This is a genomic window from Anaeromyxobacter sp. K (assembly GCF_000020805.1).
Lineage (GTDB): Bacteria > Myxococcota > Myxococcia > Myxococcales > Anaeromyxobacteraceae > Anaeromyxobacter > Anaeromyxobacter dehalogenans.
In genome coordinates, this window is record NC_011145.1 from 1,098,921 (window position 1) to 1,122,941 (window position 24,021).

General features: G+C 75.7%; 22 protein-coding genes. 5 read left to right on the forward strand and 17 right to left on the reverse strand.

The genetic code is table 11. The features are described from left to right. The first annotated feature begins 196 nt into the window (after nt 1–196). On the forward strand, nt 197–925 hold the full coding sequence (locus tag ANAEK_RS04815) for a hypothetical protein (RefSeq protein ID WP_012525027.1): 729 nt from the start codon (nt 197–199) through the stop codon (nt 923–925). A gap of 234 nt (nt 926–1,159) precedes the next feature. On the opposite strand, the gene ANAEK_RS04820 is transcribed toward ANAEK_RS04815, so the two are convergent. From ANAEK_RS04820 to ANAEK_RS04885, 14 genes are all read right to left on the reverse strand, one after another. After that, nucleotides 1,160–1,561 (reverse strand): hypothetical protein, encoded by a 402-nt coding sequence (locus ANAEK_RS04820; RefSeq protein ID WP_012525028.1) that lies wholly within the window; start codon nt 1,559–1,561, stop codon nt 1,160–1,162. Then, complete coding sequence (locus ANAEK_RS04825) at nt 1,558–2,025, reverse strand: ATP-binding protein (RefSeq protein WP_232288372.1); 468 nt, start codon at nt 2,023–2,025, stop codon at nt 1,558–1,560. Before ANAEK_RS04825 ends, ANAEK_RS04820 begins: the two co-directional genes overlap by 4 nt. A 40-nt stretch (nt 2,026–2,065) precedes the next feature. Beyond that, complete coding sequence (locus tag ANAEK_RS04830) at nt 2,066–3,958, reverse strand: PP2C family protein-serine/threonine phosphatase (RefSeq protein ID WP_012525030.1); 1,893 nt, start codon at nt 3,956–3,958, stop codon at nt 2,066–2,068. 3 nt (nt 3,959–3,961) lie between these two features. Further along, complete coding sequence (locus tag ANAEK_RS04835; protein ID WP_012525031.1) at nt 3,962–4,297, reverse strand: hypothetical protein; 336 nt, start codon at nt 4,295–4,297, stop codon at nt 3,962–3,964. Then, complete coding sequence (locus ANAEK_RS04840; RefSeq protein WP_012525032.1) at nt 4,297–5,451, reverse strand: hypothetical protein; 1,155 nt, start codon at nt 5,449–5,451, stop codon at nt 4,297–4,299. Before ANAEK_RS04840 ends, ANAEK_RS04835 begins: the two co-directional genes overlap by 1 nt. Continuing rightward, entirely contained in the window at nt 5,444–5,887 is a 444-nt protein-coding gene (locus ANAEK_RS04845; protein ID WP_012525033.1) for a hypothetical protein, read from the reverse strand. Before ANAEK_RS04845 ends, ANAEK_RS04840 begins: the two co-directional genes overlap by 8 nt. Beyond that, nucleotides 5,884–7,053 (reverse strand): ethylbenzene dehydrogenase-related protein, encoded by a 1,170-nt coding sequence (locus tag ANAEK_RS04850; protein ID WP_012525034.1) that lies wholly within the window; start codon nt 7,051–7,053, stop codon nt 5,884–5,886. The genes ANAEK_RS04845 and ANAEK_RS04850 overlap by 4 nt, the downstream gene beginning before the upstream one ends. Nucleotides 7,054–7,320: 267 nt before the next feature. Next, nucleotides 7,321–8,037 (reverse strand): urease accessory protein UreG, encoded by a 717-nt coding sequence (gene ureG / locus ANAEK_RS04855; protein ID WP_012525035.1) that lies wholly within the window; start codon nt 8,035–8,037, stop codon nt 7,321–7,323. Nucleotides 8,038–8,042: 5 nt separating this feature from the next. Beyond that, nucleotides 8,043–8,699 (reverse strand): urease accessory protein UreF, encoded by a 657-nt coding sequence (locus ANAEK_RS04860; RefSeq protein WP_012525036.1) that lies wholly within the window; start codon nt 8,697–8,699, stop codon nt 8,043–8,045. Continuing rightward, nucleotides 8,699–10,414, reverse strand: a complete 1,716-nt coding sequence (gene ureC, locus ANAEK_RS04865) for an urease subunit alpha (protein WP_012525037.1) — start codon at nt 10,412–10,414, stop codon at nt 8,699–8,701. Before ureC ends, ANAEK_RS04860 begins: the two co-directional genes overlap by 1 nt. Further along, nucleotides 10,414–11,187 (reverse strand): urease subunit gamma, encoded by a 774-nt coding sequence (locus ANAEK_RS04870; protein WP_012525038.1) that lies wholly within the window; start codon nt 11,185–11,187, stop codon nt 10,414–10,416. The genes ureC and ANAEK_RS04870 overlap by 1 nt, the downstream gene beginning before the upstream one ends. Nucleotides 11,188–11,201: 14 nt before the next feature. Next, nucleotides 11,202–12,098 carry an urease accessory protein UreD gene (locus ANAEK_RS04875; RefSeq protein ID WP_012525039.1) on the reverse strand — a complete coding sequence of 299 codons (897 nt, stop codon included), beginning with the start codon at nt 12,096–12,098 and terminating at the stop codon, nt 11,202–11,204. Between the two features lie 46 nt (nt 12,099–12,144). Then, nucleotides 12,145–13,545: a sigma-54 dependent transcriptional regulator gene (locus ANAEK_RS04880; protein WP_012525040.1), complete on the reverse strand. Its 1,401-nt coding sequence runs from the start codon at nt 13,543–13,545 to the stop codon at nt 12,145–12,147. Next, a complete protein-coding gene (locus tag ANAEK_RS04885; RefSeq protein WP_012525041.1) occupies nt 13,542–15,395 on the reverse strand; it encodes an ATP-binding protein in 1,854 nt (617 codons plus the stop codon). Before ANAEK_RS04885 ends, ANAEK_RS04880 begins: the two co-directional genes overlap by 4 nt. A 219-nt stretch (nt 15,396–15,614) precedes the next feature. Between ANAEK_RS04885 and ANAEK_RS04890 the strand changes: the two genes are divergently transcribed. From ANAEK_RS04890 to ANAEK_RS04900, 3 genes are read left to right on the forward strand one after another with little or no spacing between them, the layout of a single operon-like run. Beyond that, nucleotides 15,615–16,121: an RNA polymerase sigma factor gene (locus ANAEK_RS04890; protein ID WP_012525042.1), complete on the forward strand. Its 507-nt coding sequence runs from the start codon at nt 15,615–15,617 to the stop codon at nt 16,119–16,121. Beyond that, nucleotides 16,118–16,903, forward strand: a complete 786-nt coding sequence (locus ANAEK_RS04895) for a hypothetical protein (protein ID WP_012525043.1) — start codon at nt 16,118–16,120, stop codon at nt 16,901–16,903. The genes ANAEK_RS04890 and ANAEK_RS04895 overlap by 4 nt, the downstream gene beginning before the upstream one ends. Continuing rightward, nucleotides 16,900–19,014: a caspase family protein gene (locus tag ANAEK_RS04900; RefSeq protein ID WP_012525044.1), complete on the forward strand. Its 2,115-nt coding sequence runs from the start codon at nt 16,900–16,902 to the stop codon at nt 19,012–19,014. Before ANAEK_RS04895 ends, ANAEK_RS04900 begins: the two co-directional genes overlap by 4 nt. Before the next feature lie 75 nt (nt 19,015–19,089). Here ANAEK_RS04900 and ANAEK_RS04905 read toward each other — a convergent pair whose 3' ends face one another. Continuing rightward, complete coding sequence (locus ANAEK_RS04905; RefSeq protein WP_012525045.1) at nt 19,090–20,409, reverse strand: O-acetylhomoserine aminocarboxypropyltransferase/cysteine synthase family protein; 1,320 nt, start codon at nt 20,407–20,409, stop codon at nt 19,090–19,092. A 235-nt stretch (nt 20,410–20,644) separates the two neighbouring features. On the opposite strand from ANAEK_RS04905, the gene ANAEK_RS04910 reads away from it, so the two are divergent. After that, complete coding sequence (locus tag ANAEK_RS04910; RefSeq protein WP_012525046.1) at nt 20,645–22,465, forward strand: long-chain fatty acid--CoA ligase; 1,821 nt, start codon at nt 20,645–20,647, stop codon at nt 22,463–22,465. A gap of 3 nt (nt 22,466–22,468) precedes the next feature. Here ANAEK_RS04910 and ANAEK_RS04915 read toward each other — a convergent pair whose 3' ends face one another. Further along, entirely contained in the window at nt 22,469–23,554 is a 1,086-nt protein-coding gene (locus tag ANAEK_RS04915; RefSeq protein WP_012525047.1) for a hypothetical protein, read from the reverse strand. After that, nucleotides 23,554–23,964 (reverse strand): secondary thiamine-phosphate synthase enzyme YjbQ, encoded by a 411-nt coding sequence (locus ANAEK_RS04920; protein WP_041454028.1) that lies wholly within the window; start codon nt 23,962–23,964, stop codon nt 23,554–23,556. The genes ANAEK_RS04915 and ANAEK_RS04920 overlap by 1 nt, the downstream gene beginning before the upstream one ends. Nucleotides 23,965–24,021: the final 57 nt, after the last annotated feature.

Consider the following 24,021-nt stretch of genomic DNA (forward strand, 5'->3'; position numbering starts at 1 on the left):
GGCGGGAGCATCTGCCCAATCAAGATCGGAGCAGGGTGACCGGTGACGTCCCCGGGAGCGCGGTGACTCCTCGCTCGCGGCTCGGCGCGTCCGGGCGGGCTCGCCTGGGCAGGCGCGAGTCCGCGCGCGAGCGAACGCTTGCGACCCACACGGACGGTGGATTCCAGGTGCACCGTGCGTTAATATCTGCCCAATCATGTTCACGGCTCGCCAGCTTCGGTTCCGGCTCCCCGCTCCTCGGACGCACGGCGGGCGCCGGCGGGGTGCGGGGCGGAAGCCGAAGGCGGCGCGGGCGGGCGTCTCGCACCACGGGCGGCCGGAGGTCACCGCGGCGACGCCGGTCCACGTCACGCTGCGGGTGCTGCCGCACGTCTGGAACCTTCGCAGCGGGCGCTCGCTGCGTGTCGTCGAGGCGGCGCTCTCGGCGATCCGGGACGGCTCCGGGTTTCGCGTGGTCCACTTCTCCCTGCAAGGCAACCACCTCCACCTCCTCGTCGAGGCGGGCGGGGCGGGGGCGCTCTCCGCGGGCATGCAGGGGCTGACCATCCGCCTGGCGAAGGGGCTGAACGGCCTGATGGCCCGGCGCGGGCGGGTGTTCGCGGACCGGTATCACGCGCACGTGCTCCGCACGCCCGCCGAGGTCCGCAACGCGCTCGCCTACGTGCTGCTGAACCACCGCAGCCACCGCGCTCGTGCGGGCGAGCGGGCGGGGCGGGGTTCGGTGGATCGGTACTCGTCGGGCGCGTGCTTCGACGGGTGGCGCGACGCGGCGGGACGGGGGGAGGCGGCTCGCGTGACCGCGGCGGCGCGGACGTGGCTGCTGGCGACGGGGTGGCGACGAAGAGGCCTGCTCTCCGTCGACGAGGTCCCGGCGGTCGTGGCTCTCGGCGGTCCGCCCGGTCCGCCCGCATGCGGCTCGCGCTGAGCCGTCGAGCCGCGACCGCAGCGGGGGGCGACGCAGGCGGCCGGGGGGCTCATAGCGCCTCCCGTTCGCGTGGGGCCCGTCGCGAGGCACACGATGGCGTCGCCGAGCCGGGCACACGAGGACCGAGCAGCGCAGGCGTGCCCCTAGGCACGTCGAGCAGCGCAGGGACGAGTCTGCCCGGCGCAGGCAGCCAGCGTGCGCCGCAGCAGGGCTCTACGCGAATGGGCGGCGCTCTCAGTCGATCGCCACCGTGTTCACCGCGTAGCAGGACAGGGCGAGCAGGCTGGTCTTCTGCCACTTGCGAGCGGGGTTCGACAGGAACCGCAGCCCGTACCGCTGCGCCTCGGGCAGCGCCTGGATCCGCTGGATCCAGTGGATGAACGCCTTGAAGCCGGAGGAGTTGCAGAACTCGAGCTCGCGCAGGTCCACCCGCACGGCGCGCTCGCCCTTCTTCACCACCTCCTCGTGCACGGCGTCGAGGAACGGGTTCAGGACGGTCGCGGGGTTGACGGTGCTGATGGTCCCGCGGAACAGCACCCGGGTCCCGAGCGGCTCGCTGGCCACGCTGGCGGAGTACTTCTCCTCGGACACCTGGAACGGCGTGGCGCGGCCGCCGGGCTGGAACGGTGCGGTCATCGGGAACCTCCGGAGGTCTGGAGCGGGGCGGGGCGGAGCCGCCCCGACGCGTGGACGGTCATGCGCCCGCCGGCGCGGCTCACGGACAGCTCGAGCTGCGCCTCGAAGCGGACGCGGGCGAGGCCGAGCCCTCCGCGCTGCGCGGTGGGCGTGTCGTGCATCGCCTGCAGGTAGTGGCGGAGGGCGTCGGGCTCGCCGTTCATGCGCGCGACCCGCTCCTCGAGTGCGTGGTACTCGGCCTCGGTGCAGCGGTTGGTCACCGCCACGGCCACGCGGTCGGCCTCGGGCTCGACCTCGAGCGTGAGCTCGACGTCGTCGTCGTGCGAGTTGGGCACGGCGTTCTGCATCAGCTCGTGCACCGCCAGGGCGAGCTGCGCCTCGCGGTTGTCGGTGGTCCCGGCGCACGCGCAGAACGACTCGACGAACCGGCGGATCTCGTCGATGAAGACCCAGGGCGGCTTCATTCGCAGCGTGAGATAGACGGGCGTCCCTCCGCGTCGGACATCAGCGGTCGTCATTCTTGCGCCTCAGCACCACGGTTGTCATGTCGTCTTCCTGCGAGGCGGCGAACGCCTCGACCGCCGAGAACACGGTTCCGAGCGCCTGCGGCGCGGACGCACCGTGCAGGTCCCCGAGCACCTGGGCCAGCCGGTCCTCGCCGAACAGCTCCCCGCCGGCGGCGGGCGCCTCCAGCATGCCGTCGGTCACCAGGCAGAGCAGCTCGCCGGGCCCGACCTGGAACTCGTACTCGGTCACGCCGGGCGGCACCCCGGCGGTGAGGCCCACCCACGGCCCGGGCGAGTCCACCACCTCGACGGCCCCGGGCCCGCGGACGACGAAGATGGGCTGGTGCGCCCCGGCGGCGACGAAGCGGCCGTCGCCGACGTGGCGGGCCGCCATGAGCGTGAGGTAGTCGTCACGGCCCATCCGGCGGCGGACGTTCTCGTGGACCACGCGGTTCACCGCGGCGATCACGTGGCGCGGCGAGCAGCGCGGGTCCTCGGCGATGGCGCCGTACGCGGCCGCCTGCGCCATCATCATCACCAGGCCGGAGTTGATGCCGTGCCCGGAGACGTCGCCGACCAGCACCCAGAAGCCGTCCTCGAACGCCAGAATGTCGTACAGGTCGCCGCCGACGTCGTCGGCGGGCTTCATCCGCGCGGCCACCTCGTAGCCGGGGACGGCCGGGCTGACGGGGAGGATGGCCGTCTGGATCTGGTGCGCGATCTGCACCTCGCGGCGCAGCGCCTCGGTCCGCTGCAGCTCGTCCCGGGAGCGCGCCACCTCCTCCACCATCACGTTGAACGAGTGGACCAGGTCGCCGAGCTCGTCGCGGTACTCCGCGTGCACGCGCGCGGTGAGGTCGCCGCGCGACACCCGCGCCATCGACGCGGAGACGTCCACCAGCGGGCGCGAGGCCTGCCGCACCGCCGCGACGCCGGCGCCCGCTGCGGCGAGCAGCACGCCCGCGTAGAGGAGGCCGAGCACGACGCGCAGCCAGGTGAGCTTCCCGTACGCCACCCGCTCCGGGACCAGCATCAGCGTCGCCCAGCGCGGCGCCGCGGCGGCGGCCTGCGTGCGCACGGCCAGCGCCGGCTCCCCGCCGGCCGGCTCGAGCCGCTCCAGCGTGCCGGGCGCGCCCGCGGGCGCGGCCAGCACCGGCGCGAGCGCGGCCGCGTCGATCCCCGGCGTCGAGAACGTGAGCGCGGCGGTCGCGTCCGCCACGACCGGCCGGTAGTCGCCGTCGCGCCCGCTCACCTCGCCGAGCAGGCGCGCCAGCGCGTCGCGCGTCACCGCCCCGACGACGTAGCCGCAGAGGTCGCCGGCGAAGTCCTTCACCGGGGCGGTGAGGACGAGCGCGTTCCCCTCCGGCGCGCCGCGCAGGAGGCTCGAGAGCGGCACCACGTCGGTGGCCACCGCGGCGCCCTGGCCGGCGCGCGCCAGCCCGGGCAGGTCCACCACGATGCCGCGCATCTCGCCGAGCGCGATCCCGCGAGGCGCCGCGCCGGGCGCCGCGCGCACGGCCGCCCGGATCTCGCCGTCCGGCGCGAGCAGCGCGGCCGCGCCGATGGCGCCGCCCTGGTCCTGGATGGTGCGGCGCAGGTAGTCCTCGGCGAACTTCGGGTCGCCGGAGTCGAGGCTCATCTGCATGGCCTCGGCCTCGGCCCAGTTGCGGACGGTCAGCGCGCGCTCGCCCTGGAACCGCACCACCGCCTCGTGCACCTCCTTGGCGCGCGCGGCGAGGTGCGAGTGCACCGCGTCCACCACCACCGAGCGCGCCACGCGCTCGAAGGCCATCGCCGCGGCGGCGAGCGCCAGCGCGAGCAGCGCCACCGTCGCGACCAGGAGGCGGAGGCGCAGGGAGGTGCGCGTGCGCTGGGCCACGAACGCGAACACCCGCTAGCTCCCGTAGCCCTGCTGCACGGCGTGGAACTTCAGGAAGTCGTAGATGAGCTGGGCCTGCTCCTCGTTGATGGCGGAGTTGGGCCGGCGCAGCATCCGCTTCATGTAGCGCTTCCACTCGGTGGGGCTGAACCGGGCGTTCACCGAGCGCGCCAGCGGGTGGCACTTGGCGCACTTCACCGAGAACACCTGGTACTTGCGCTGCTGGTCCTGCGGGTACTGCGTGACGTCGATGCGATCGGGGCCGCCGTCGCGCGGATCCGGCGGGGCCTGCGGGGGCTCCGCCGCGGCGATCAGCGCGGCGAGCGCGGCGGCGAGCGGGAGCGCGGGCATCAGAACGCACCTCCCATCCCGACGTGGTACGAGTGGAAGTCCTCGAAGTCGGTCGTGTCCCAGTACTCGTAGGAGAGCTTCACGAACACGCCCTGCGCCGGCGTGACGACCAGGCCGCCCGTGTAGCGCTGGATGCGGCTGTCGATCGAGAGCTCGGCGGAGGCGCCCGGCAGCGGCGCGCCCTTGCGGCGCAGCTCGTCGAAGCGGTAGACGGCGGCGAGGTACCGGCCCAGCGGGTGCTCCAGCTCCCCGTACCAGCCCTCCTTCTCGAACCAGTCGTCCACCAGGCCGTAGCGGTAGCCGGTCGCGTCGGGATCGAGGTCGGTGCGGCGCGCGGCGTACTCGCCGCGGGCGGTGAACGGGCCGAGCCGGAACGACGCGTCCACCCCCCACATCAGGTACTTCAGCTTCGCGTCCTTGTCGTAGCGCCCTCCGGTGAAGGAGCCGCCCAGCGTGGCGTCGCCGATGAACGCGTTCGCGTCGGCGGAGTAGGTCAGCGCGAGCCGCGCCCCTCCCGCCAGCTCGCGGTTGTTGTCGGAGTAGGAGCTGGTGCGGAGCGCCATCCAGTCGACGTCGTTCGAGCCCTTGAGGCCCGCCACGCCGTACAGCCCGTACCAGACCTGCAGGCGCTCCCCCAGCCACGCCACGCCGTAGGCGAGCGCGCCGGTGTCGCTGTAGGGCATGGGGACGATGCCCAGGTTCATGACGGTGCGGGCGCCGTAGGCCATGCGCCCCATGTCGTAGATGAGCGGGGCCGAGGCCGGCTTGTGGCCGGAGGGATCGGCGCGCTGCGAGTACTCGCCGAACGGCACCAGGATCCGGCCGGCCTGGACGTTGAACCAGGTCTTCGGCGTGTACTCGAGCGCCACGTGCTCCATCTCGAACCCGTGGCAGCTCGCGCACGCCTTCGCCGTGAACGAGAGGTCGTCGTGGATGTCCACCCCGACCTTCAGCGAGGCGTCGAGCGTGAGCCCCTGCGGCGCGCCGCGGCCCACGCTGCGGTCCGGGATGCCCCAGAAGTCCACGTAGGCGGAGCCGGAGACGATGACGCCGTCGCCGGCGCGGGCGGCCGCGGCGGCCGCGAGGAGGCAGGCCGCGAGCGAGAGGCGGGCGGCGAGGCGGAGGGCGCGAGGGCGGGCGAGGAGGTCAGTCATTGGGCGCTCCGACGGCGATCCACGCCTCGATGGCCTGGATCTCGGCCTCGTCGAGCAGGGTGTCGCCGGTGGGCATGGGGGTGGGCACGCCGCCGGCGTCGCCGGCGGTGCCGCGGAGCTTCAGGACGAGGTAGCTGCGCTCGGGCGCGCCGGGCTCGACCAGCATGAGCGCGGGCGCCTGCATCGACGCGACGTCGACGAGCTGCCCGTAGGCGAGCTCGCGGTCGAGGGAGGTGGGCGCGGTCGGCGGCGGGTTGCCGGAGTGGCAGGCGGTGGTGGCGCAGCGCGGCACCAGCACGTTCTCGGCGATCGACGAGAACGTCCCGGGGACGGCGCCGCCGCCCGGCAGCCGCTCGCCCACGCGCGGATCGGGCGCGCAGGCGGCGAGCACCGAGGCGAGCGCGAACGCGAGCGCGAGCGGGGACGTGCGGCTCATGGCCGGGGCGGGAACTGCGCGTCGTTGGGATCGTCGGTGACGAGCGTGCGGCGCAGCTCCACCGTCCACGTGCCATCGGCCCACCGGGCCGCCGCGATCACGTCGTCGCGGTGGAGCCCGGGAGGCTGCAGCGCCACCGCCGGGATGCGGGTGCCCTCGGCGGGCAGGGTGAGCGTGTCGATGGGCACGGCCAGCGGCGCGCCGCCGCTCACGAACAGCGTCGCCGGGTTGGAGGCGAGCCCGCCCTCGCCCATCCACTTCGGCGAGGCCGGCGTGAGCCCGTCGGAGTTGGTCTGCGTGAGCGACACGCTGCACGGCGGCGTGCGGCCGGCGAGGCAGGCCTGCGCGCAGGCCGGCGGGTCGGGGCAGTCGCCGTAGATGCGGGTCTCGTTCCAGAACTGGTCGTCGGCGAGGCCGAGCGGGCCGGTGCGCGCCGCGCGCCAGGTCCAGCCGTCCACGAGCTGGCCCGCGCCGTTCGTGTGCATGCTGAAGCGCTGCGACCGGACCGGATCGGTGAAGACGCCCAGGTTCTCCTTCACGTGGCAGCCGGCCGCGCAGCCCACCGCGTCGTGCGGCTTGAAGTTCGCGGCGTCGAACGAGAGGAAGAGCTTGTCCTCGTCGAGCGTGGCGTCCTGCGCCCACGCGCCGGCGGACCACACCCAGGGGCGCCAGGCGCGGCTCTCGGTCGGATCGCTCCAGCGGAACAGGAACCAGACGTGGCGGTCGTCGTAGGCGACGCGCACGCGGATGCGATCGATGCCGTAGTCGTAGCGCGGCACGCGGGTGCACGGCTCGCCCGCCACGCACACGCCGCGCGAGACGAAGTAGCCGGTGTACTCCTCGGTCCACTGCGCCTCGGTCATGCCCATGATGGCGCCGGGCGAGACGAGCGGGATCTCGCTCTCCGGGAGGCCGGCCCAGTCCGAGGCGTCGCCGTCCACGGTGGGCGGGGAGGCGACGCGGCGCGCGGCCACCGTGCTGGCGCCGGGCTTGCCCGACAGGAACGCGATCTTCACCGAGCTCGAGGACTGCGGGATGCTGCCGCCCGAGTTCACCACGCCCACGCTGAACCAGGCGTCGGCCGGCGCGTGCGTGAGCTCCGGCGCCTCGAGGCAGCCTCCGAGCAGCACGAGCGCGGCGAGTCCCCCTGCGCGACCGAGGCGCATGCCCCCTCCATGGCCGCGAGGATTCCCCGTCCCCGCGCGCCAATCCGATGCAATGAGCGCGCATGCTAGGGGCGCAATCCATGTGGGTGTCAATTTCTCGAAGTGCGCAATACGGTGGGTGATTTCACCCACCGCCCCGCGAAGTTTGCGCGGGCGGGCAGAGGCGCCCGGACTCGCTCGGGGAAATGGCCGCGGCCGGCGCCGGCGCATGCACGAAGCGTGAATGCGAGCTTTCGGCACCCCGGGCGCCGGGGCGCGCCGCCGGCGCTAGTGCGGCTCGCCGAGCGCGTGCCGCAGCGCGTGCAGCACGTGCGCGGCGATCTCCGGCACGCCGGCGCCGCGCGTCACCTGCGCGAACACCACCGGCCCGTCGCCGCGCATGCGCGCCGCGTCGCGGGCCATCACCCCGAGATCCGCGCCGACCGCCGGCGCGAGGTCGGTCTTGTTGACGACGAGCAGGTCGGCCTGCGTGATCCCCGGCCCGCCCTTGCGCGGCACCTTGTCCCCGCCCGCCACGTCGATGACGTACACCGTGAAGTCCGCCAGCTCGCGGCTGAAGTGCGCGGCGAGGTTGTCGCCCCCGGACTCGCAGAAGAGCAGCTCCGGGTGGTGCGCCTGCGTCAGCGCCTCCAGCGCGAGCAGGTTCGCGGTGACGTCCTCGCGGATGGCCGCGTGCGGGCAGCCGCCCGTCTCCACCGCCCGGATGCGGTCCGCCGGGAGCGCCTGGTGGCGCACCAGGAACTCGGCGTCCTCGCGCGTGAAGATGTCGTTCGTGACCACCGCCAGCGAGTGGGCGTCGCGCAGCAGCCGGCACAGCGCCAGCACCAGCGCGGTCTTGCCGCTGCCGACGGGGCCGCCCACGCCCACGGTGAACGCCCGCCGGTGCAGGTCGCCGCGGGCGCGCGGCGCCTCGCGGTCGCCGAACGCGCCGGGGCCGTCGCCCGGGCCGTGGCCGGAGTGGAGGGAGAGGGGAGCGGTGTGCATGGCGGTCAGCTCTGGAAGAGCCTCGAGTAGAGGCGGTCCTGGTGGGACTGCAGGAGCTCGAGCAGCGGCGACGCGGCGGCGGCGTCCTCCGGCGCCCGCGCCGCGCAGGCGGCGAGGACCGCGTCGGCCGCGGCGCCGGCGCGGACCAGCAGCGCCTGCGCCTCGAGGGGCCCGGCCAGGCCCAGGCGCACGCCGGCCGAGACGATGCCCCGGGCGGCGACGAACAGGTGGAGCCGGCAGGCCTCGTCCTCCGCGGCCCCGAGCCGTCCGAGCAGGGCGCCCCAGGCCGGCGCGAGGTGGCCCGCCAGCCCGTCGCGCCGGAGCTGGTCCTCGAGCGCGGCGGCGGCGGGGTGGAGCCCGCGCGCCGCCCGGAGGAGCGCCCGCCCCTGGGCGCGGCTGGCCCGGTTGGCCACCGCGCCCGGCGTGGCGGCGTCGCAGCGCGCGTCGAGCGCCGCGAGCCGGTCCGGGGCGCGGGCCGCGGCGGCGACGAACGGCAGGGCCAGCGCGCCGGCGTGCCAGAGCGCCTCCTCGACGAACGCGGCCAGCCCCGCCGCGCCGCGGCAGCGGCCGAGCTGCACGGCGGCCTCCAGCCCGCCGGAGTGGGCGAAGCCGCCGGCGGGCAGGGCCGAGTCGGCGAGCTGGAGCGTGAGCCAGGGCGTCATCAGAACAGGAAGTAGCGCTGCGCGAGCGGGAGGCGGGCGGCGGGCTCGCAGCGCAGCAGCTCGCCGTCGGCGCGGACCTCGTAGGTCTCGGGATCGACCTCCATCCGCGGCAGGGCGTCGTTGAGCCGCATGTCCCGCTTGCCCAGCCCGCGGCACCCCCGCACCGCGACCAGGCGCTTCGAGAGGCCGTAGCCCTGCACGGCGCCGTCCTCGAGCGCGGCGCCCGCGACGAACGCGACGCAGGTCGCGCCCAGCGCCCGGCCCAGCGCGCCGAACATGGGGCGCGCCAGCACCGGCTGCGGCGTGGGGATCGAGGCGTTCGCGTCGCCCATCTGCGCCCAGGCGATCAGGCCGCCCTTCAGCACCAGCTCCGGCTTCGCGCCGAAGAACGCCGGCCGCCAGAGCACGAGGTCGGCGAGCTTGCCGGGCTCGACCGAGCCGACCTCGTCGGCCAGGCCGTGCGCGACGGCGGGGTTCACCGTGTACTTCGCGACGTACCGCCGGATCCGCAGGTTGTCGTGGTCGCCGCGCTCGCCCGGGAGCCGGCCCCGCTGCCGCCGCATCTTGTCGGCGGTCTGCCAGGTGCGGGTGACCACCTCTCCGACGCGGCCCATGGCCTGCGAGTCCGAGCTCATCATCGAGATGGCGCCGAGGTCGTGCAGCACGTCCTCGGCGGCGATGGTCTCGCCGCGGATGCGGCTCTCCGCGAACGCCAGGTCCTCCGGCAGCGAGGGGTCGAGGTGGTGGCAGACCACCAGCATGTCGAGGTGCTCGTCCAGCGTGTTCACCGTGAACGGGCGCGTCGGGTTGGTGGAGGAGGGCAGGACGTTCGGCTCGCCGCACACGCGGATGATGTCCGGGGCGTGCCCGCCGCCCGCACCCTCGGTGTGGAAGGTGTGGATGGTGCGGCCGGCGAACGCGGCGATCGAGTCCTCGGCGCAGCCCGACTCGTTGAGCGTGTCGGTGTGGATGGCCACCTGGACGTCGTGGGCCTCGGCCACGCGCAGGCAGGCGTCGATGGCGGCCGGCGTGGTGCCCCAGTCCTCGTGGAGCTTCAGCCCGGCCGCGCCGGCGCGGAGCTGCTCGGCCAGCCCCTCCGGCGAGGAGGCGTTCCCCTTGCCGAGCAGGCCCACGTTCACCGGCAGCGCGTCGGTGGCCTGGAGCATGCGCGCCACGTTCCACGCGCCCGGGGTGCAGGTGGTGGCGTTCGTCCCGGTGGCCGGGCCGGTGCCGCCGCCGAGCAGGGTGGTGACGCCGCTGGCGATGGCCTCGGCCGCCTGCTGCGGCGAGACGAAGTGGATGTGCGTGTCGATGCCGCCCGCGGTGAGGATCAGCCCCTCCCCGGCGATCACCTCGGTGCCGGGGCCCACGATCATCCCGGGGGTCACGCCCGCCATGACGCCCGGGTTCCCCGCCTTGCCGAGCGCGGCGATGCGCCCGGCGCGCACGCCCACGTCGGCCTTGAAGATGCCGGCGTGGTCCACCACCAGCGCGTTCGTGATCACGAGGTCGAGCACCTGCGCGGGCGGCGCGCCCGCGGCCTGTCCCATGCCGTCTCGCAGCACCTTGCCGCCGCCGAACACGCACTCGTCGCCGTAGGTGGTGAGGTCGCGCTCCACCTCCAGCACCAGCGCCGTGTCCCCGAGGCGGAGCCGGTCCCCGGTGGTGGGGCCGTAGATCTGCGCGTACTGCCGGCGGTCGAGGGTCCGGGACATCAGCGCTCCTCCTCGTGGGCGAACCCGCGCCGCCGCGCCTCGTCCACCGCCCGCCGCCGCCCCTCCTCCGTCACGGGCCCGGGCGCGAGCCCGTTGCCGCCGGCGACCACGCGCTCCCCCGCGATCTCGACGAGCTGGACGGTGCGCGCCTCGCCCGGCTCGAAGCGCACGGCCATGCCCGCCGGCAGGTCGAGGCGCCGCCCGTACGCGCGCCCGCGATCGAAGCGGAGCAGCCGGTTGGCCTCGGCGAAGTGGTAGTGCGATCCGACCTGCACCGGCCGGTCGGCGAAGTTGGTGACGCGCAGCGGGATGGCCTCGCGGCCGGCGTTCAGCTCGAGGGCGCCGGGCGCGGGCAGGAGCTCGCCGGGCTCGGCCTCCTCCGGCTCGGCCCCGGGGGGCGCCGCGAACGCCGCGCGGGGCGGCACCGGCAGGAACGAGCCGTACAGCGCGAGCGCCAGGTCGCCGTGCTCGGCGGCGATGGGGTGGTGCACCGTGACGAGCTTGGTGCCGTCCGGGAACGTGCCCTCCACCTGCACCTCGGGGACGAGCGCGGGGACGCCGGGCAGCACCTGGCGGCGCCCCAGCAGCCGGCGGCCGAGGTCCATCAGCTCGGCGACCGTCCGGCCATCGCGCGCGAGCTCGAGGAGCTGGGTCGCGATGAGCGCCACCGCCTCGGGGTGGTTGAGCCGCAGCCCGCGCGCGAGCCGCTTCTGGGCGAGCACGCCGGCCTGGTGGAGGGTGAGCTTGTCGAGCTCTCGCGGGGTGAGGTGCACGGGATCTCCGGCGATCAGGGGGTACGGGCGAAGGGATCGGCGCCGGCGACGGCGTCGAGGAACGCGAGCCGCGCGCGCAGGAAGGAGAGGCCGGCCTCGACGGAGCGGGCCGCGACCCGGAGGAGCAGCCCGCCGGCGAGCGGGCTCGCCGCGGCGAGCACCTCCGCGCCCGGCGCCGCGGGCGCGCGCTCCAGCTCCGCCCGCAGCGCGGCGGCGGCGCCGGCCGCCGCCGGGCCGAGCAGCACCGCGGTGGCGAGCAGCTCGACGTCGGCGAGGCGCGCCCCGAGCGGCGGCCCCTCGCCCGCCACGAGCCGCAGCCCGTCCGCGAGCAGGAGCCGCCCGCCGGCCGAGATCTCGACGCGCGAGCGCACCTCGGCGAACGCCCAGCGCTCCCCGCGCGCGGCGCGGCCCGCGGTCAGCGCGTCCAGCCAGACCAGGCTCGCGTCCGGCGCGAGCGTGAACCGCTGTGCCTGGAGGAGGCGCGCGCCGGCGAAGCAGCTCACCGGGTGCGGGACCGCCGCGAGCAGGCCGCCCGGTCCGACGCGCGCGTCGAGGCGCTGCGAGGCCGGCGCGCCGCGCGGCGAGCGGTACACCTTGGTGCCGGCCTGGGTCGACAGGAGCGCGGCGCTGCCCGCGCCCACGTCCACCTCCAGGGCGACGTCGTCCCCGGCCACCAGCCCGCCGCCGTGGCTCGCCATCACCACCCAGGCGGCGCGGCCGCGCGGCACCGGGGAGAGGAGCTGGAGCGGGCTCGCCGCGACGCAGGCCACGAGCGCGCTGGCCCCGTCCACGCGGGCCGTGGCGAGCCGGCCGTGCCCGGGCCGCTGCCCGGGTTCCGGGCGCGGCTGCCCGCGGATCGCGCAGCCGTCCGCCGCGCGCACGGGGCTCGGCTCGGAGATCGGGCATCGCATGGTGGCGCGGGGCGTCGGTGCACGCCGCGCGCCAGCGGAGGGCCCGCTACCGGTAGTCGTCCCGGCTCAGCCCGTACGCCTTCATCTTCTCGTACAGGTTCCGCTCGGCGATGCCGGCCGCGCGGGCCACCTCGCCGATGCGCCCGCGCCGCTCCTTGAGCAGGCGGGTGAGGTACTCGCGCTCGAAGCGCTCCACCAGGCGCTGCCTCGCCTCGAGCAGCGGGAGCGAGGTGTCCACCGGGACGCCGGCGCCCGCGTCCGGGCGCGGCGTCACCCCGGCCCCGGCTCCGAAGATGGGCGCGACCGCCGCCCAGCCCATCAGCACCGCGCGCTCGCAGAGGTTGCGCAGCTCGCGCACGTTGCCCGGCCACGGGTACGCGCGGGCCGCGGCGAGCAGGTCGGGCGGCGGCACCGGCGAGGTGCGGCCGTAGCGCTGCGCGAAGGACCGGAGGAAGTGCTCGAGCAGCGCGGGCAGGTCCTGCGGCCGCTCGCGCAGCGGCGGGAGGCGCAGCGGGATCACGTTCAGCCGGTAGAACAGGTCGTCGCGGAAGCGCCCCTCGTGCACCAGCGCCTCCAGGTCGCGGTTGGTGGCGGCCACGATGCGGACGTCCACCTTGAGGGGATCGCGCGCGCCGACGCGGGTGATCTCCTGCTCCTGCAGCACGCGCAGCAGCTTCGCCTGGATGGCGAGGTCGAGGTCGCCCACCTCGTCGAGGAACAGCGTGGACCCGTCGGCCTGCTCGAAGCGCCCCACCCGCCGGGCCACCGCACCGGTGAACGCGCCCTTCTCGTGGCCGAAGAACTCGCTCTCCATCAGGTCCTTCGGGATGGCGGTGCAGTTCACCGCCACGAACGGCCGGTCGCGCCGCGGGGAGCGCCGGTGGATGGCGCGCGCCACCAGCTCCTTGCCGGTGCCGGTCTCGCCCCGGAGCAGCACGGTCGCGTCCGCCGGCGCCACCTGCTCCACCATCCCGAACACCTCGCGCATCGCCGGCGCGGTGCCCACGATCTCCTCGAACCCGGCGGCCCGCTCCAGCTCGCCGCGCAGGCGCAGGACGTCGCGCCTGGCCCGCTCGTGCGCCACCGCGTGGCGCAGCACCAGCGCCAGCTCGTCGAAGCGGAGCGGCTTCGTCAGGTAGTGGAGCGCGCCCTTGCGCATCGCCTCCACGGCCGTCTCGACCGTGGCGTGGGCGGTGACCAGCACCACCGGGAGCGACGGGCGCAGCGCGTGCACCCGCTCCATGAGCGCGATGCCGTCCAGGTCCGGCATCTTCAGGTCCGACACCATGGCGAGCGGGTCGGACTCGGCCAGGCGCGCCAGCGCCTCCGCGCCCGACGAGGCGACCAGGACCTCGAACCCCTCCAGCGTCAGGTTCGCGCGCGCGACCTTCCGCGTCCCCGGGTCATCGTCCACCACCAGCACCAGCCCCTCGCCGCCCGCGCTCACGCCGGCACCTCCGCCGTCACGATCCGCCGCACCGGGAAGCGGATCGCCGCCACCGTCCCGCCGCCCTCCCGCGGGCGCAGCGCGAACCGCGCCCGGTGCTGCTCCACCGCCCGCGTGACCACCACCAGGCCGAGGCCGGTGCCGGTCGCCTTGGTGGTCACGAACGGCCGCAGCACCTCGTCGAGCTGGTCCGGCGGGATCCCGACGCCGCGGTCCTTCACCTCCACCACGATCGTCCCCTCGCCGCCCGACGCCTCGAAGCGGCTCGCCAGCGTGGGCGGCTCGTCGCCGCCCGCGTCGAACGCGTTCGCGAGCAGGTTCACGAGCGCGTCGGTGACCATGGGGGCGTCCACGTCCAGCACCGGCAGGTCGGGCGCCAGCTCCAGCCGCACCGCGTCCGCCGGGCGGCCCCGGGCCAGCGCCGCCTTCTGCGCGGCCTCGCGCAGCAGGCGGTTCACCGACACCGCCGCGAAGCGCGGTTCGGCAGGGCGCGAGATCTCCAGCAGCTCCGAGATGAAGCGGTTCACGCGCTGGACCTCGTCGCCGATGAGCTCGGAGTACTCGGCCACCTCCGCGTCCCCGTCGAAGCGACGGCGCAGGTACTGGGCGGCGCCGGCGATGGCGTTCAGGGGGTTGCGCAGCTCGTGCGCGACCTGGGCGGACATCTGGCCCAGGCCGGAGAGCCGCTCGGCGTCGAGCAGCCGCCGCTCCAGCGTGCGCCGCTCGGTGATGTCGCGGATCACCATGACCGTGCCGAGGTAGCGCCCGTCCGCGCCCGCCACCGGCGCGTAGGTCGTCTCGAAGCGGCCCTCGCGCTCCTTGATGATCGAGTGGGCCGGGCCGGCGTCGTCGCCGCGGCGCAGGTAGCCGAGCACGCGATCCAGCATGCCGTGGCTGGCCTTCGGGTGGCAGTCCTTGATCGGCCGCCCCGGCCCGCCGGTGAGGTTGCGGAGCGCGCGCCCGGCCTGGTTCACCAGGGCCACCCGGTCCTCGGCGTCGATGAAGATGACGCCGTCCACCATCGAGTCGAGGATCGCCTGGAGGCGCTGCAGGTCGGCGGCGCGGGCCTCGCGCGCGGCGGTGGCCTCCTCCAGCGCCTCGGCCAGCTTCGCGGTGCGCTCCTGCACCCGCGACTCCAGCTCGGCGTGCGTGCGCTGCACCTCCTCGGCCATGCGCCGCAGCGCGCCGGCCAGCGCGCCCGCCTCGCCGGGCGCGTCCGGCGGCCGCGCCGCCAGGTCGCCCCGGCCGAGCGCCTCGGCGAAGCCGGAGAGGTGGCGGAGCGGCGCGACCAGGGTGGAGCGGAGCACCAGCACCACCGCCAGCGACACCGCGGCGAGCGCCAGGCCCACCAGCGCCGCCATGCGCACGGTGGAGGCGGCCAGGCGCGGCCCGAGGCCGCTCACGTCCAGCGAGACCTGCAGCGCCCCGTTCACCGCCCGCTCGCCGTGGCAGCCGCGGCAGGACGCCGCGTTCGCCACCGGCCGCGTGACGACGAGCCGCGCGTCGGTCCAGCGCAGCGACGGGGCGAGCTCGAGCCGCTCCGGCCCCTCGCCCGCCCGCAGGCGCACCCGGCCCTGGACGTCCGCGAGCGACACCCCGGCCACCCCGCCGGCGCGGCCCATGGCCCCGAGGATGGCGGCCATGCTGTCCGGCCGGTGCTCGGTCATGGCCTCCGTCAGCGATCGCTCCAGCGCCTCGGCGATGGCCCCGGCCCGGGCCTCGAGGAGCGCGCGCTCGGCCTGCTCCTCCTCGCGGCGCAGCGCGGCGCCGGCGACGACCGAGACCGCGGCCGCCACCAGGAGCAGGAGGAGGGTGGTCCGGCCGGTGATCCCCAGGCTGAGGAGGCGCATGCGCCCCGAGCGTAGCGCGTGGCGGCGGGAGCGGGGAAGGCCGGCGCGCCGACTTCACGAGGCGTGGTAGCGCGGACGGCGGCCTGCGGTGTTGGCAGGGGCGTCGGGTGCGGGGAGGGGGGCGGCGCGGGCGCTCGTGCCCGGTCCGCGACCCACATCGCGATCGGGCCCGGTTCGATGTAGAACCCGCCGGCCGCGCGGTCGGCGAGGAGGACCCGGGTGACGGTGGACGTCGATTCCTGGTACCGCGCGCACGGCGCGCGGGTGTTGCGCCGGTGCCGTCGGCTCCTGCGCGACGACGAGAAGGCGGTGGACGCGATGCACGACACGTTCGTGAACCTGCTCCGCGCGGGCGATCGGGTGGACGGCGAGGCGCCGGCGTCGCTGCTCATGCGCATCGCCACCCGGGTGTGCCTGAACGTCCTGCGCGGCGAGCGCCGCCACCCCGCCGACCGCGACGAGCGGGTGCTGCTCGCCATCGCGTCGGCGGAGGAGCCGGAGGCGCGCACGCTCTCGCGGGTCGCGCTCCACCGGCTGCTCGGGCGCGAGCCGGAGTCCACCCGCGTCATGGCGGTGCTGCACTGGGTCGACGGGCTCACGCTCGACGAGGTGGGCCGCGAGGTGGGGCTCTCCGGCGCGGGGGTGCGAAAGCGGCTGAGGACGTTCCGCGCGCGCGTCGAGGCGCTGGCCGACGACGGGGCCGGCGCGGCGGAGGTGGCGTCATGACCGCCCCGCGCACGCCGGACTGGCTGGTGGAGCGGCTCCTCGCCGGCGAGCTCCCGCCGGAGGAGGCGGCCCGCGTCCGCGCCCGGCTGGAGGCGGAGGGCGGCCTGGCGCGCCTCGACGCCCTGGCCCGCGACGACGCCGCGTTCCCGGGGGACCACCCGCCCGGCCCCGCGCTCGCCGAGATCCGCCGCCGGGCCGGCGGGCCGGGGCAGGCCCCGCGGCGCGCGCCGGGCCTGCGCTGGCTGGCGCCCGCGGTCCTCGCGGCGGCGGCCGCGCTCGTCGCCGTGCCGCTGCTCCGCGCCGGCGCGCCGCGCGTCGGGCCGGACGCGGGCGGCGAGGACGTGCGGCTGAAGGGGCAGCGGCCCGAGCTCCGCGCCTGGCGGCAGGCCCCGTCGGGCGCGACCGAGCGGCTCCGCGACGGCGACGTGGCGCGGGGCGGCGAGCGGGTCCAGCTCTCGTACCTGGCCGGCGGCGCGCGGCGCGGCGCGGTGATCTCGCTCGACGGCCGCGGCGCCGTCACGCTGCACTGGCCGGAGCAGGGCGGCGCGGCGCCGCCGCTGGAGCCGGGCGGCGCGGTGGCGCTCCCGCACGCGTACCTGCTCGACGACGCGCCGCGCTTCGAGCGCTTCTTCCTCGTCACCGCCGACGCGCCGTTCGACTCCGCCGCGGTGGTGGACGCCGCCCGGCGGCTCGCCGGCGCCGCGCACCCCGACCGCGATCCGCTGCCGTTGCCCCCCGGGCTCGAGCAGTCCGCGCTCCTGCTCCGCAAGGACGTCCGATGACCCCGCGCCACGCCTGCCGCGTCCCCTCCCTCGCGCTCGCGGCCGCCCTGGCGGCGCTCGCCGCGCGCCCCGCGGCGGCCGTGCCCGCGCCCTCGGGCGCGCTGCGCCGGTTCGCGCTGCTGGTCGGCGTCAACGACGGCGGGCCGGGGCGCGCGTCGCTCCGGTACGCCGGCACCGACGCGGAGCGGATGGACGAGGTGCTCCGGCGCGTGGGCGGCGTGGCCGCCGGGGACGCGGTGCTGCTGCGGGAGCCCACCGCGGCCAGCCTGCGCGCCGCGCTGTCCGAGCTCGGCGCGCGCGTGGCGGCGGTGCGCGGCGCCGGGCGCGTGGAGGTGCTCCTCTACTACTCCGGCCACTCCGACGAGGAGGGGCTGCTCGTGCGCGGCGCCCGCATCCCCTACGCGGAGGTGCGCGGGTGGCTCGACGGCCTGGGGGCGCAGGTCCGCATCGCCATCCTCGACTCGTGCGCCTCCGGGGCGTTCACCCGCGGCAAGGGCGGCACCCGGGCCGCGCCGTTCCTGGTGGACGCGTCGAGCCGCGTGTCGGGGCGGGCCATCCTCACCTCGAGCGCCGCCGACGAGGCCTCGCAGGAGTCGGATCGCATCGGCGCGTCCTTCTTCACGCACGCGCTCGTCACCGGCCTGCGCGGCGCCGCCGACACCAGCCAGGACGGGCGCGTGACGCTGTCCGAGGCGTACCAGTTCGCGTTCCAGGAGACGCTCGCGCGCACCGAGCGGACCCGCAGCGGCCCCCAGCATCCGGAGTGGGACATCCAGCTCGCCGGGGCCGGCGAGGTGGTGCTCACCGAGCTGCGCGGCGGGGGCGCCGCGCTGGTGGTCCCGGACTCGGCGCAGGGCCGCTGGTTCGTGCGCGACGACGGCGAGCGGCTCGTGGCCGAGCTGCGCAAGTACCCGGGCCGGCCGGTGGCGCTGGCGCTCGAGCCGGGCACCTACCGCGTGACGGCCGAGGAGGGCGACCGGCTGCGCGAGGCGCGGGTGACGCTCGCGGACGGGCAGCGCCTCGAGCTCTCGTCCGAGCGCTTCGCCTCGGTGGCCCGCGAGCGGACCGCGGCGCGCGGCGGCGCCCTGGAGACGGCGTTCGTCGACCTGGCGCTGTTCCCGCCGCTCTCCACCAACGGCGACCGCGCCGTGGAGAACCACCTGCAGCTCGGCCTGATCGCCTCGCGCGCGACGCGGCTCACCGGCGTGGGGATCGGCACCGTGCTGTGGGTCGACGAGGACGTGCGCGGGGTGCAGCTGGGCATGGGCAACGCCGCCAGGGGCGAGGTGGTGGGCCTGCAGCTCGGCAGCATGGGGAACCTGGCGGGCGCGCTTCGCGGCGGGCAGTACGGCGCCCTCGCGAACGTGGTGCGCGGGGACGGGCGGGGCGTGCAGGTCGGCGGCGTGGTGGGCTGGACCGGCGGCGCCTTCACCGGCCTGCAGGCGAACGCGGTGGTGAGCTACGCCGCCGAGGTGCACGGCCTGCAGGCCGCGGTCACCTCGGTGGTCGGCGCGCTCTCGGGCGCGCAGCTCGGGGTGGTGAACGTGGGGGGCGCGATCCACGGCGCGCAGGTCGGCGTCGTGAACGTGGCCCGCTCGGTTCGCGGCGCGCAGGTCGGGGTCGTCAACGTGGCCGACACGGTGGACGGCGCGTCGGTGGGCCTGGTGCCGCTCGTCCGCGACGGCGAGCAGCGGCTGCTGCTGCTCGGGAACGACGCCGGCATGCTGGAGGCCGGCGTCCTGCTCGGCTCGCGCCGGGTCCACACCCTGCTCACCGGCGCGGTGCAGCGGACCGGCGGCGACGCGCGGCTCTGGACCGGCCTCGGGCTGGGCGTGCGGCTGGGCGGCGCGCGCCGGTTCGCCGACGTGGACCTGATCGGCCAGTCGGTTCCGGACGAGCCCATCGACCACGTCCGCGGGACGCTGCGGGCGCTGGGCGGGTGGCAGGTCGCGCGGCGGCTGGCGCTGGTGGCCGGCCCCACCGTGAACGTGCTGTGGTCGCGCGACCCGGCGTTCGATCCGGGGGTGGCGGGGACGCCGTCCCGCGAGCTCGGCCACGGCGACCGGGTGCTGCGCCTGTGGGCGGGCTTCGCGGCCGGCCTGCGGATCTGAGCGCCGCCGCGGACGGAACGGCCCCTCCCGCCGCGGGGCAGGAGGGGCCGGGGCGCGGCGCGGCGGGAGGAGGGGCTACCGCCGCGTGGCGCGGAGGGCCTCGTCGAAGTCCTCCTTGATGTCCTCGATGTGCTCGATGCCCAGCGAGACGCGGATCTGGTCGGGCGTGACGCCGGAGCCCTGCTGCTCGGCGTCGGAGAGCTGCTGGTGGGTGGTCGAGGCCGGGTGGATCACCAGCGTCTTCGCGTCGCCGACGTTCGCGAGGTGCGAGGCGAGCTTCACCGAGTCGATGAACGCCTTGCCCGCCTCGTAGCCGCCCTTCACGCCGAAGGTGAAGACGCCGCCGAACCCGTTCCGCAGGTACTTGCGGGCCCGCTGGTGGAACGGGTGCTCCTCGAGGCCGGTGTAGTTCACCCAGGCGACGTCCGGGTGCGACTTCAGCCAGCGCGCCAGCGCGAGCGTGTTCTCGCCGATGCGCTGCACGCGCAGGGAGAGCGTCTCGACGCCCTGCAGCAGCAGGAACGCGTTGAACGGCGAGAGCGTCGGGCCGAGGTCGCGCAGCCCCTCGACGCGGGCGCGCAGGACGAACTGGATGTTGCCGAACGGGCCCTTCGGGCCGAACACGTCGTTGAACACCAGGCCGTGGTAGCCCGGGGACGGCTCGGTGAAGAACGGGAACTTGCCGCTCTTCGCCCAGTCGAACTTGCCCGAGTCCACGATCACGCCGCCGATCGAGGTGCCGTGGCCGCCGATCCACTTCGTGGCGGACTCCACCACCACGTCGGCGCCCCACTCGATGGGCCGGCAGAAGTAGCCGCCGGCGCCGAAGGTGTTGTCCACCAGCAGCGGGATGCCGTTGTCGTGCGCGAGCGCGGCGAGCGCCTCGAAGTCGGGGACGTTGCCGGCGGGGTTGCCGATGGACTCGACGTAGACCGCCTTCGTCTTCCCGTCGATCGCCTTGCGGATCGTGTCCACCTCGGCGCCCTCCACCAGCTTCACGTCGATGCCGAGCCGGGGGAGCGTGACCTTGAACTGGTTGTACGTGCCGCCGTACAGGTTGCTGGTCGAGACCACGTTGTCGCCGGCCTGCGCCAGGTTCGCGATGGCGAGGAACTGCGCGGCCTGGCCCGAGGACGTGGCGAGCGCGGCGACGCCGCCCTCGAGCGCGGCGATGCGCTTCTCGAACACGTCCGTGGTCGGGTTCATGATCCGCGTGTAGATGTTCCCGAACTCCTTCAGCGCGAACAGGTTCGCGCCGTGCTCCGCCGAGTCGAAGGTGTAGGACGACGTCTGGTAGATGGGGACCGCGCGGGCGTTCGTTCCCGGCGCGGGCTCCTGGCCGGCGTGGACCTGCAGCGTCTCGAAGCGGAGCTTCCTGTTCGGGGGGATGGCCATGCGTTCCTCTGGGCGGGGACGGTCCGTTGAGTTGGATGGTCATCCTAAGAAACGGACGCGCGGGATGTCAAGCCGGTCGGGCGTAATGCGGCCATGGATGGGTGCGCCAAACCGTTTGTCCGTTTTAACGGACGGCGATCGGACGCCCGCCGCGCCGGCCGCGACGACCATTCGCCGGCCGGCCCGGATCGGTCTACATTCCCGCGGCAACCGCAGCGACCGGAGGACCCAGCCCTTGCCCGACACCCAGCCCCGCAACGTCCCCGAGCTCTTCCTCGAGCGCGTCGGCCTCACGCCGGACGCCGAGGCGTTCCGCCATCCGGCTGGCGCGGGCTGGCGCAGCCTGACCTGGGCGGACACCGAGGCGCGGGTGCGCGCGATCTCCGCGGGCCTCCGGGCGCTCGGCGTCGAGTCGGAGCAGGTCTGCGCCATCCTGGCGTCCACCCGCATCGAGTGGGTGCTCTCCGACTTCGGCATCCTCTGCGCCGGCGCCGCCACCAGCACCATCTACCCGTCCTCCACCGCGGAGGAGTGCGCGTACATCCTGGCCGACTCGGGCGCGGTGGTGGCGTTCGCGGAGGACGCGCTGCAGGTCGCGAAGCTGGCCTCGCGCCGCGCCGAGATGCCGGCGCTCCGGCACGTGGTGGTGTTCGACGGGGAGGGCAGCGCGGACGGCTGGGTGACGACGCTCGCCGACCTGGAGGCGCGCGGCCGCGCCTGGGACGCGGAGCACCCCGGCGCGTTCGAGGAGACGGCCGCGTCGGTGCGCCCCGACGCGCTCGCCACCCTGCTCTACACCTCCGGCACGACCGGGGTGCCCAAGGGCGTCGAGCTCACGCACTCGTGCTGGGTGTCGCAGTCGGCCTCGGTGCAGGCCTCGGGCATCCTCGACCACGAGGACCCGGTGCAGTTCTTCTGGCTGCCGCTCGCGCACTCGTTCGGGAAGATGATCGGCACCGCCCAGCTCCGGATCGGCTTCCCCACCGCGGTGGACGGCCGGGTGGACCGGATCGTCGAGAACCTCGGCGTGGTGCGCCCGACGTTCGTGTGCGCGGTGCCGCGGATCTTCGAGAAGGTGCACAACAAGATCCTCTCGAACGCGCGCGACGGCGGCCCCCTCAAGGCGGCCATCTTCCGGTGGGCCATCGACGTGGGGCTGGAGGCGTCGCGCACGCGGCGGGCCGGGCGTCCCCTCGGGACGCTGCTCCAGGCGCAGCTCGCGGTGGCGGACCGGCTGGTGTTCCACAAGGTGCGCGAGCTGTTCGGCGGCCGCCTGCGCTTCTTCGTGTCCGGCTCGGCGCCGCTCTCCCGCGACATCGCCGAGTTCTTCGACGCGATGGGCATCGTGATCCTGGAGGGCTACGGGCTCACCGAGTCGTCCGCGGCGACGCACGCGAACCTGCCCTCGAAGCGGAAGATCGGCACGGTCGGCCCCGCGTTCCGGGGCATCGAGGTGCGCATCGCCGAGGACGGCGAGATCCTGATGCGCGGCCCGTGGATCATGCGCGGCTACCGCGGCATGCCCGAGCAGACCGCCGAGGCGCTCGACCCGGAGGGCTGGCTGCACACCGGCGACGTCGGGTTCGTGGACGCGGACGGGTTCCTGTCCATCACCGACCGGAAGAAGGACCTCATCAAGACCTCCGGCGGCAAGTACGTCGCGCCGGCCGAGCTCGAGTCCAAGCTGAAGGCCATCTCGCCGTTCGTGTCGCAGGTGCTGGTCCACGGCGACCGGCGCAACTTCGTCACCGCGCTCGTGACGCTCGACGCCGACGCCATCGCGAGGTGGGCGGCGGAGCACGGCCACGCGGGCCAGCCGGTGTCGGCGCTCGCGCGGCTCCCGGAGGTGCAGGAGCTGCTGCAGCGTCACGTGGACCGCCTCAACGCAGGGCTGCCGCGCTTCGCCACCGTGAAGAAGTTCGCCATCCTGCCGCGCGAGCTCTCCGAGGCGGAGGGCGAGGTCACCCCGTCGCAGAAGCTGAAGCGGAAGGTGATCGAGCAGCACTTCCGCGCCGAGATCGACGCGATGTACGGCGGCGAGCCGCCGCGCACCTAGGCGTCAGCGCGAAGGCACGGCGGGCGCCTCGCCGGCGGCCGCCTGCTCGAGCCGCGAGAGCGCCTCGCGCGCGCCGTCGAGCAGCGCCGGGTCGTCCACGCCGGCGCGGCGCGCCCAGTCCAGCGTCTGCTCGTAGGCGCTCGCCGCCTTCGACGCCAGCACGGCGACCTGCCCGCGCAGCTCGGCGCGGTAGGCGTCGGCGCGCGCAGCGTCCAGGCCGGGCGGGAGCGGCGCCTCGAGCAGCTCGCGGCGGAGCCCGTCGTACAGCTCGCCGACGCGCGCGCCGGCCGCCACGGCCCAGCGGGCGTCGCCCAGGCGGATGGCGCGGAGGTACTCGCCCTGGGCCGACAGGAGCGCCTCCGACTTCCGCTCCAGCGCGCCGTGCAGCGCGTCCGCGTCGCCGGTGGAGGGGTCGAGCCGGACGGCGGCCACGCGGTCGCGGTACAGCTCGCCCAGGTAGTACTGCGCCTGCGCCGCGAAGTACGGCTCGAGCCGCTCCGCCGCCGAGGCCTCCTCGAAGCGGGCCACCGCGAGCCGGAGCGACCGCTCCGCCTCGGCCGCGCGGCCGGCGTCGCGCTCCACCACGCCGTGGAGCGCCAGCGCGCGGATCCGCGCCGCCGGCTCCAGCCCGGGCCGCCCGGCCAGCCCCGCCAGCGCGGCGGCGGCCTCGTCCAGCTCGCCGAGGTGGTACCGGCACTCGGCGGCGCCGAACTCGGCCTCGAGCGCCCCGGCCGCGTCGCCCGGCCCGGCGGCGCGCGCGCGGAAGCGCTCCAGCGCGAGGCGCCACGCGCCGGCGCGCTGGTAGGCGAGTCCGGCGCGGAGCCGCGCCTCCGGCGCGCGCGGCGAGGCGGGGAACGCGTCCGCGAGGCGCGCCCAGGCCGCGGCGGCGCGCTCGACGTCGCCGGCCTGGGTCGCGGCCGCGCCGAGGGCGGCCAGCTCCTCCTCGTTCTTCCCGGCGAGGTCGCGCTCGGCCGGGCCGGGCACCGGCTCGCCCGGCGCGAACGCGACCTGCTCGGCGGCCGGCGGCGCGCGCCGCGCGCCCGCGCAGGCCGCCGACAGCGCCAGCGCGAGGAGGGCGAGGCGGCGCATCACGCGGCCACCGCCTGCAGGTGCACCGTGCGCCGGCGCGGGCCGTCGAACTCGCACAGGTACACGCCCTGCCAGGTCCCGAGGATCGGCGCGCCGTCGCGCACGATCACGGTGGCCGAGGACCCCACCAGCGAGGCCATGACGTGCGCCGGGCTGTTGCCCTCCGCGTGCCGGTAGCGCCCGCGCGCCGGCGCGTCCGGGATCGCGTTCTCGAGCGCGAGCACGAGGTCGCGCCGCACGTCGGGGTCGGCGTTCTCCTGGATGGTGATCCCGGCGGTGGTGTGCGGGCAGTAGACGAGCAGCAGCCCCTCGCGCAGGCCGGCGGCGGCGACGGCGCGGCGCACCTCGGCGGTGATCTCCACCAGCTCGCGCGCGGCGTGGGTCTCGACCTCGAGATCGGGAAGGCGCATCGGGCACATACTAGACGGCCGATCCGGAATCGGGAACCGCCGCCGCGCGCTGCGCGC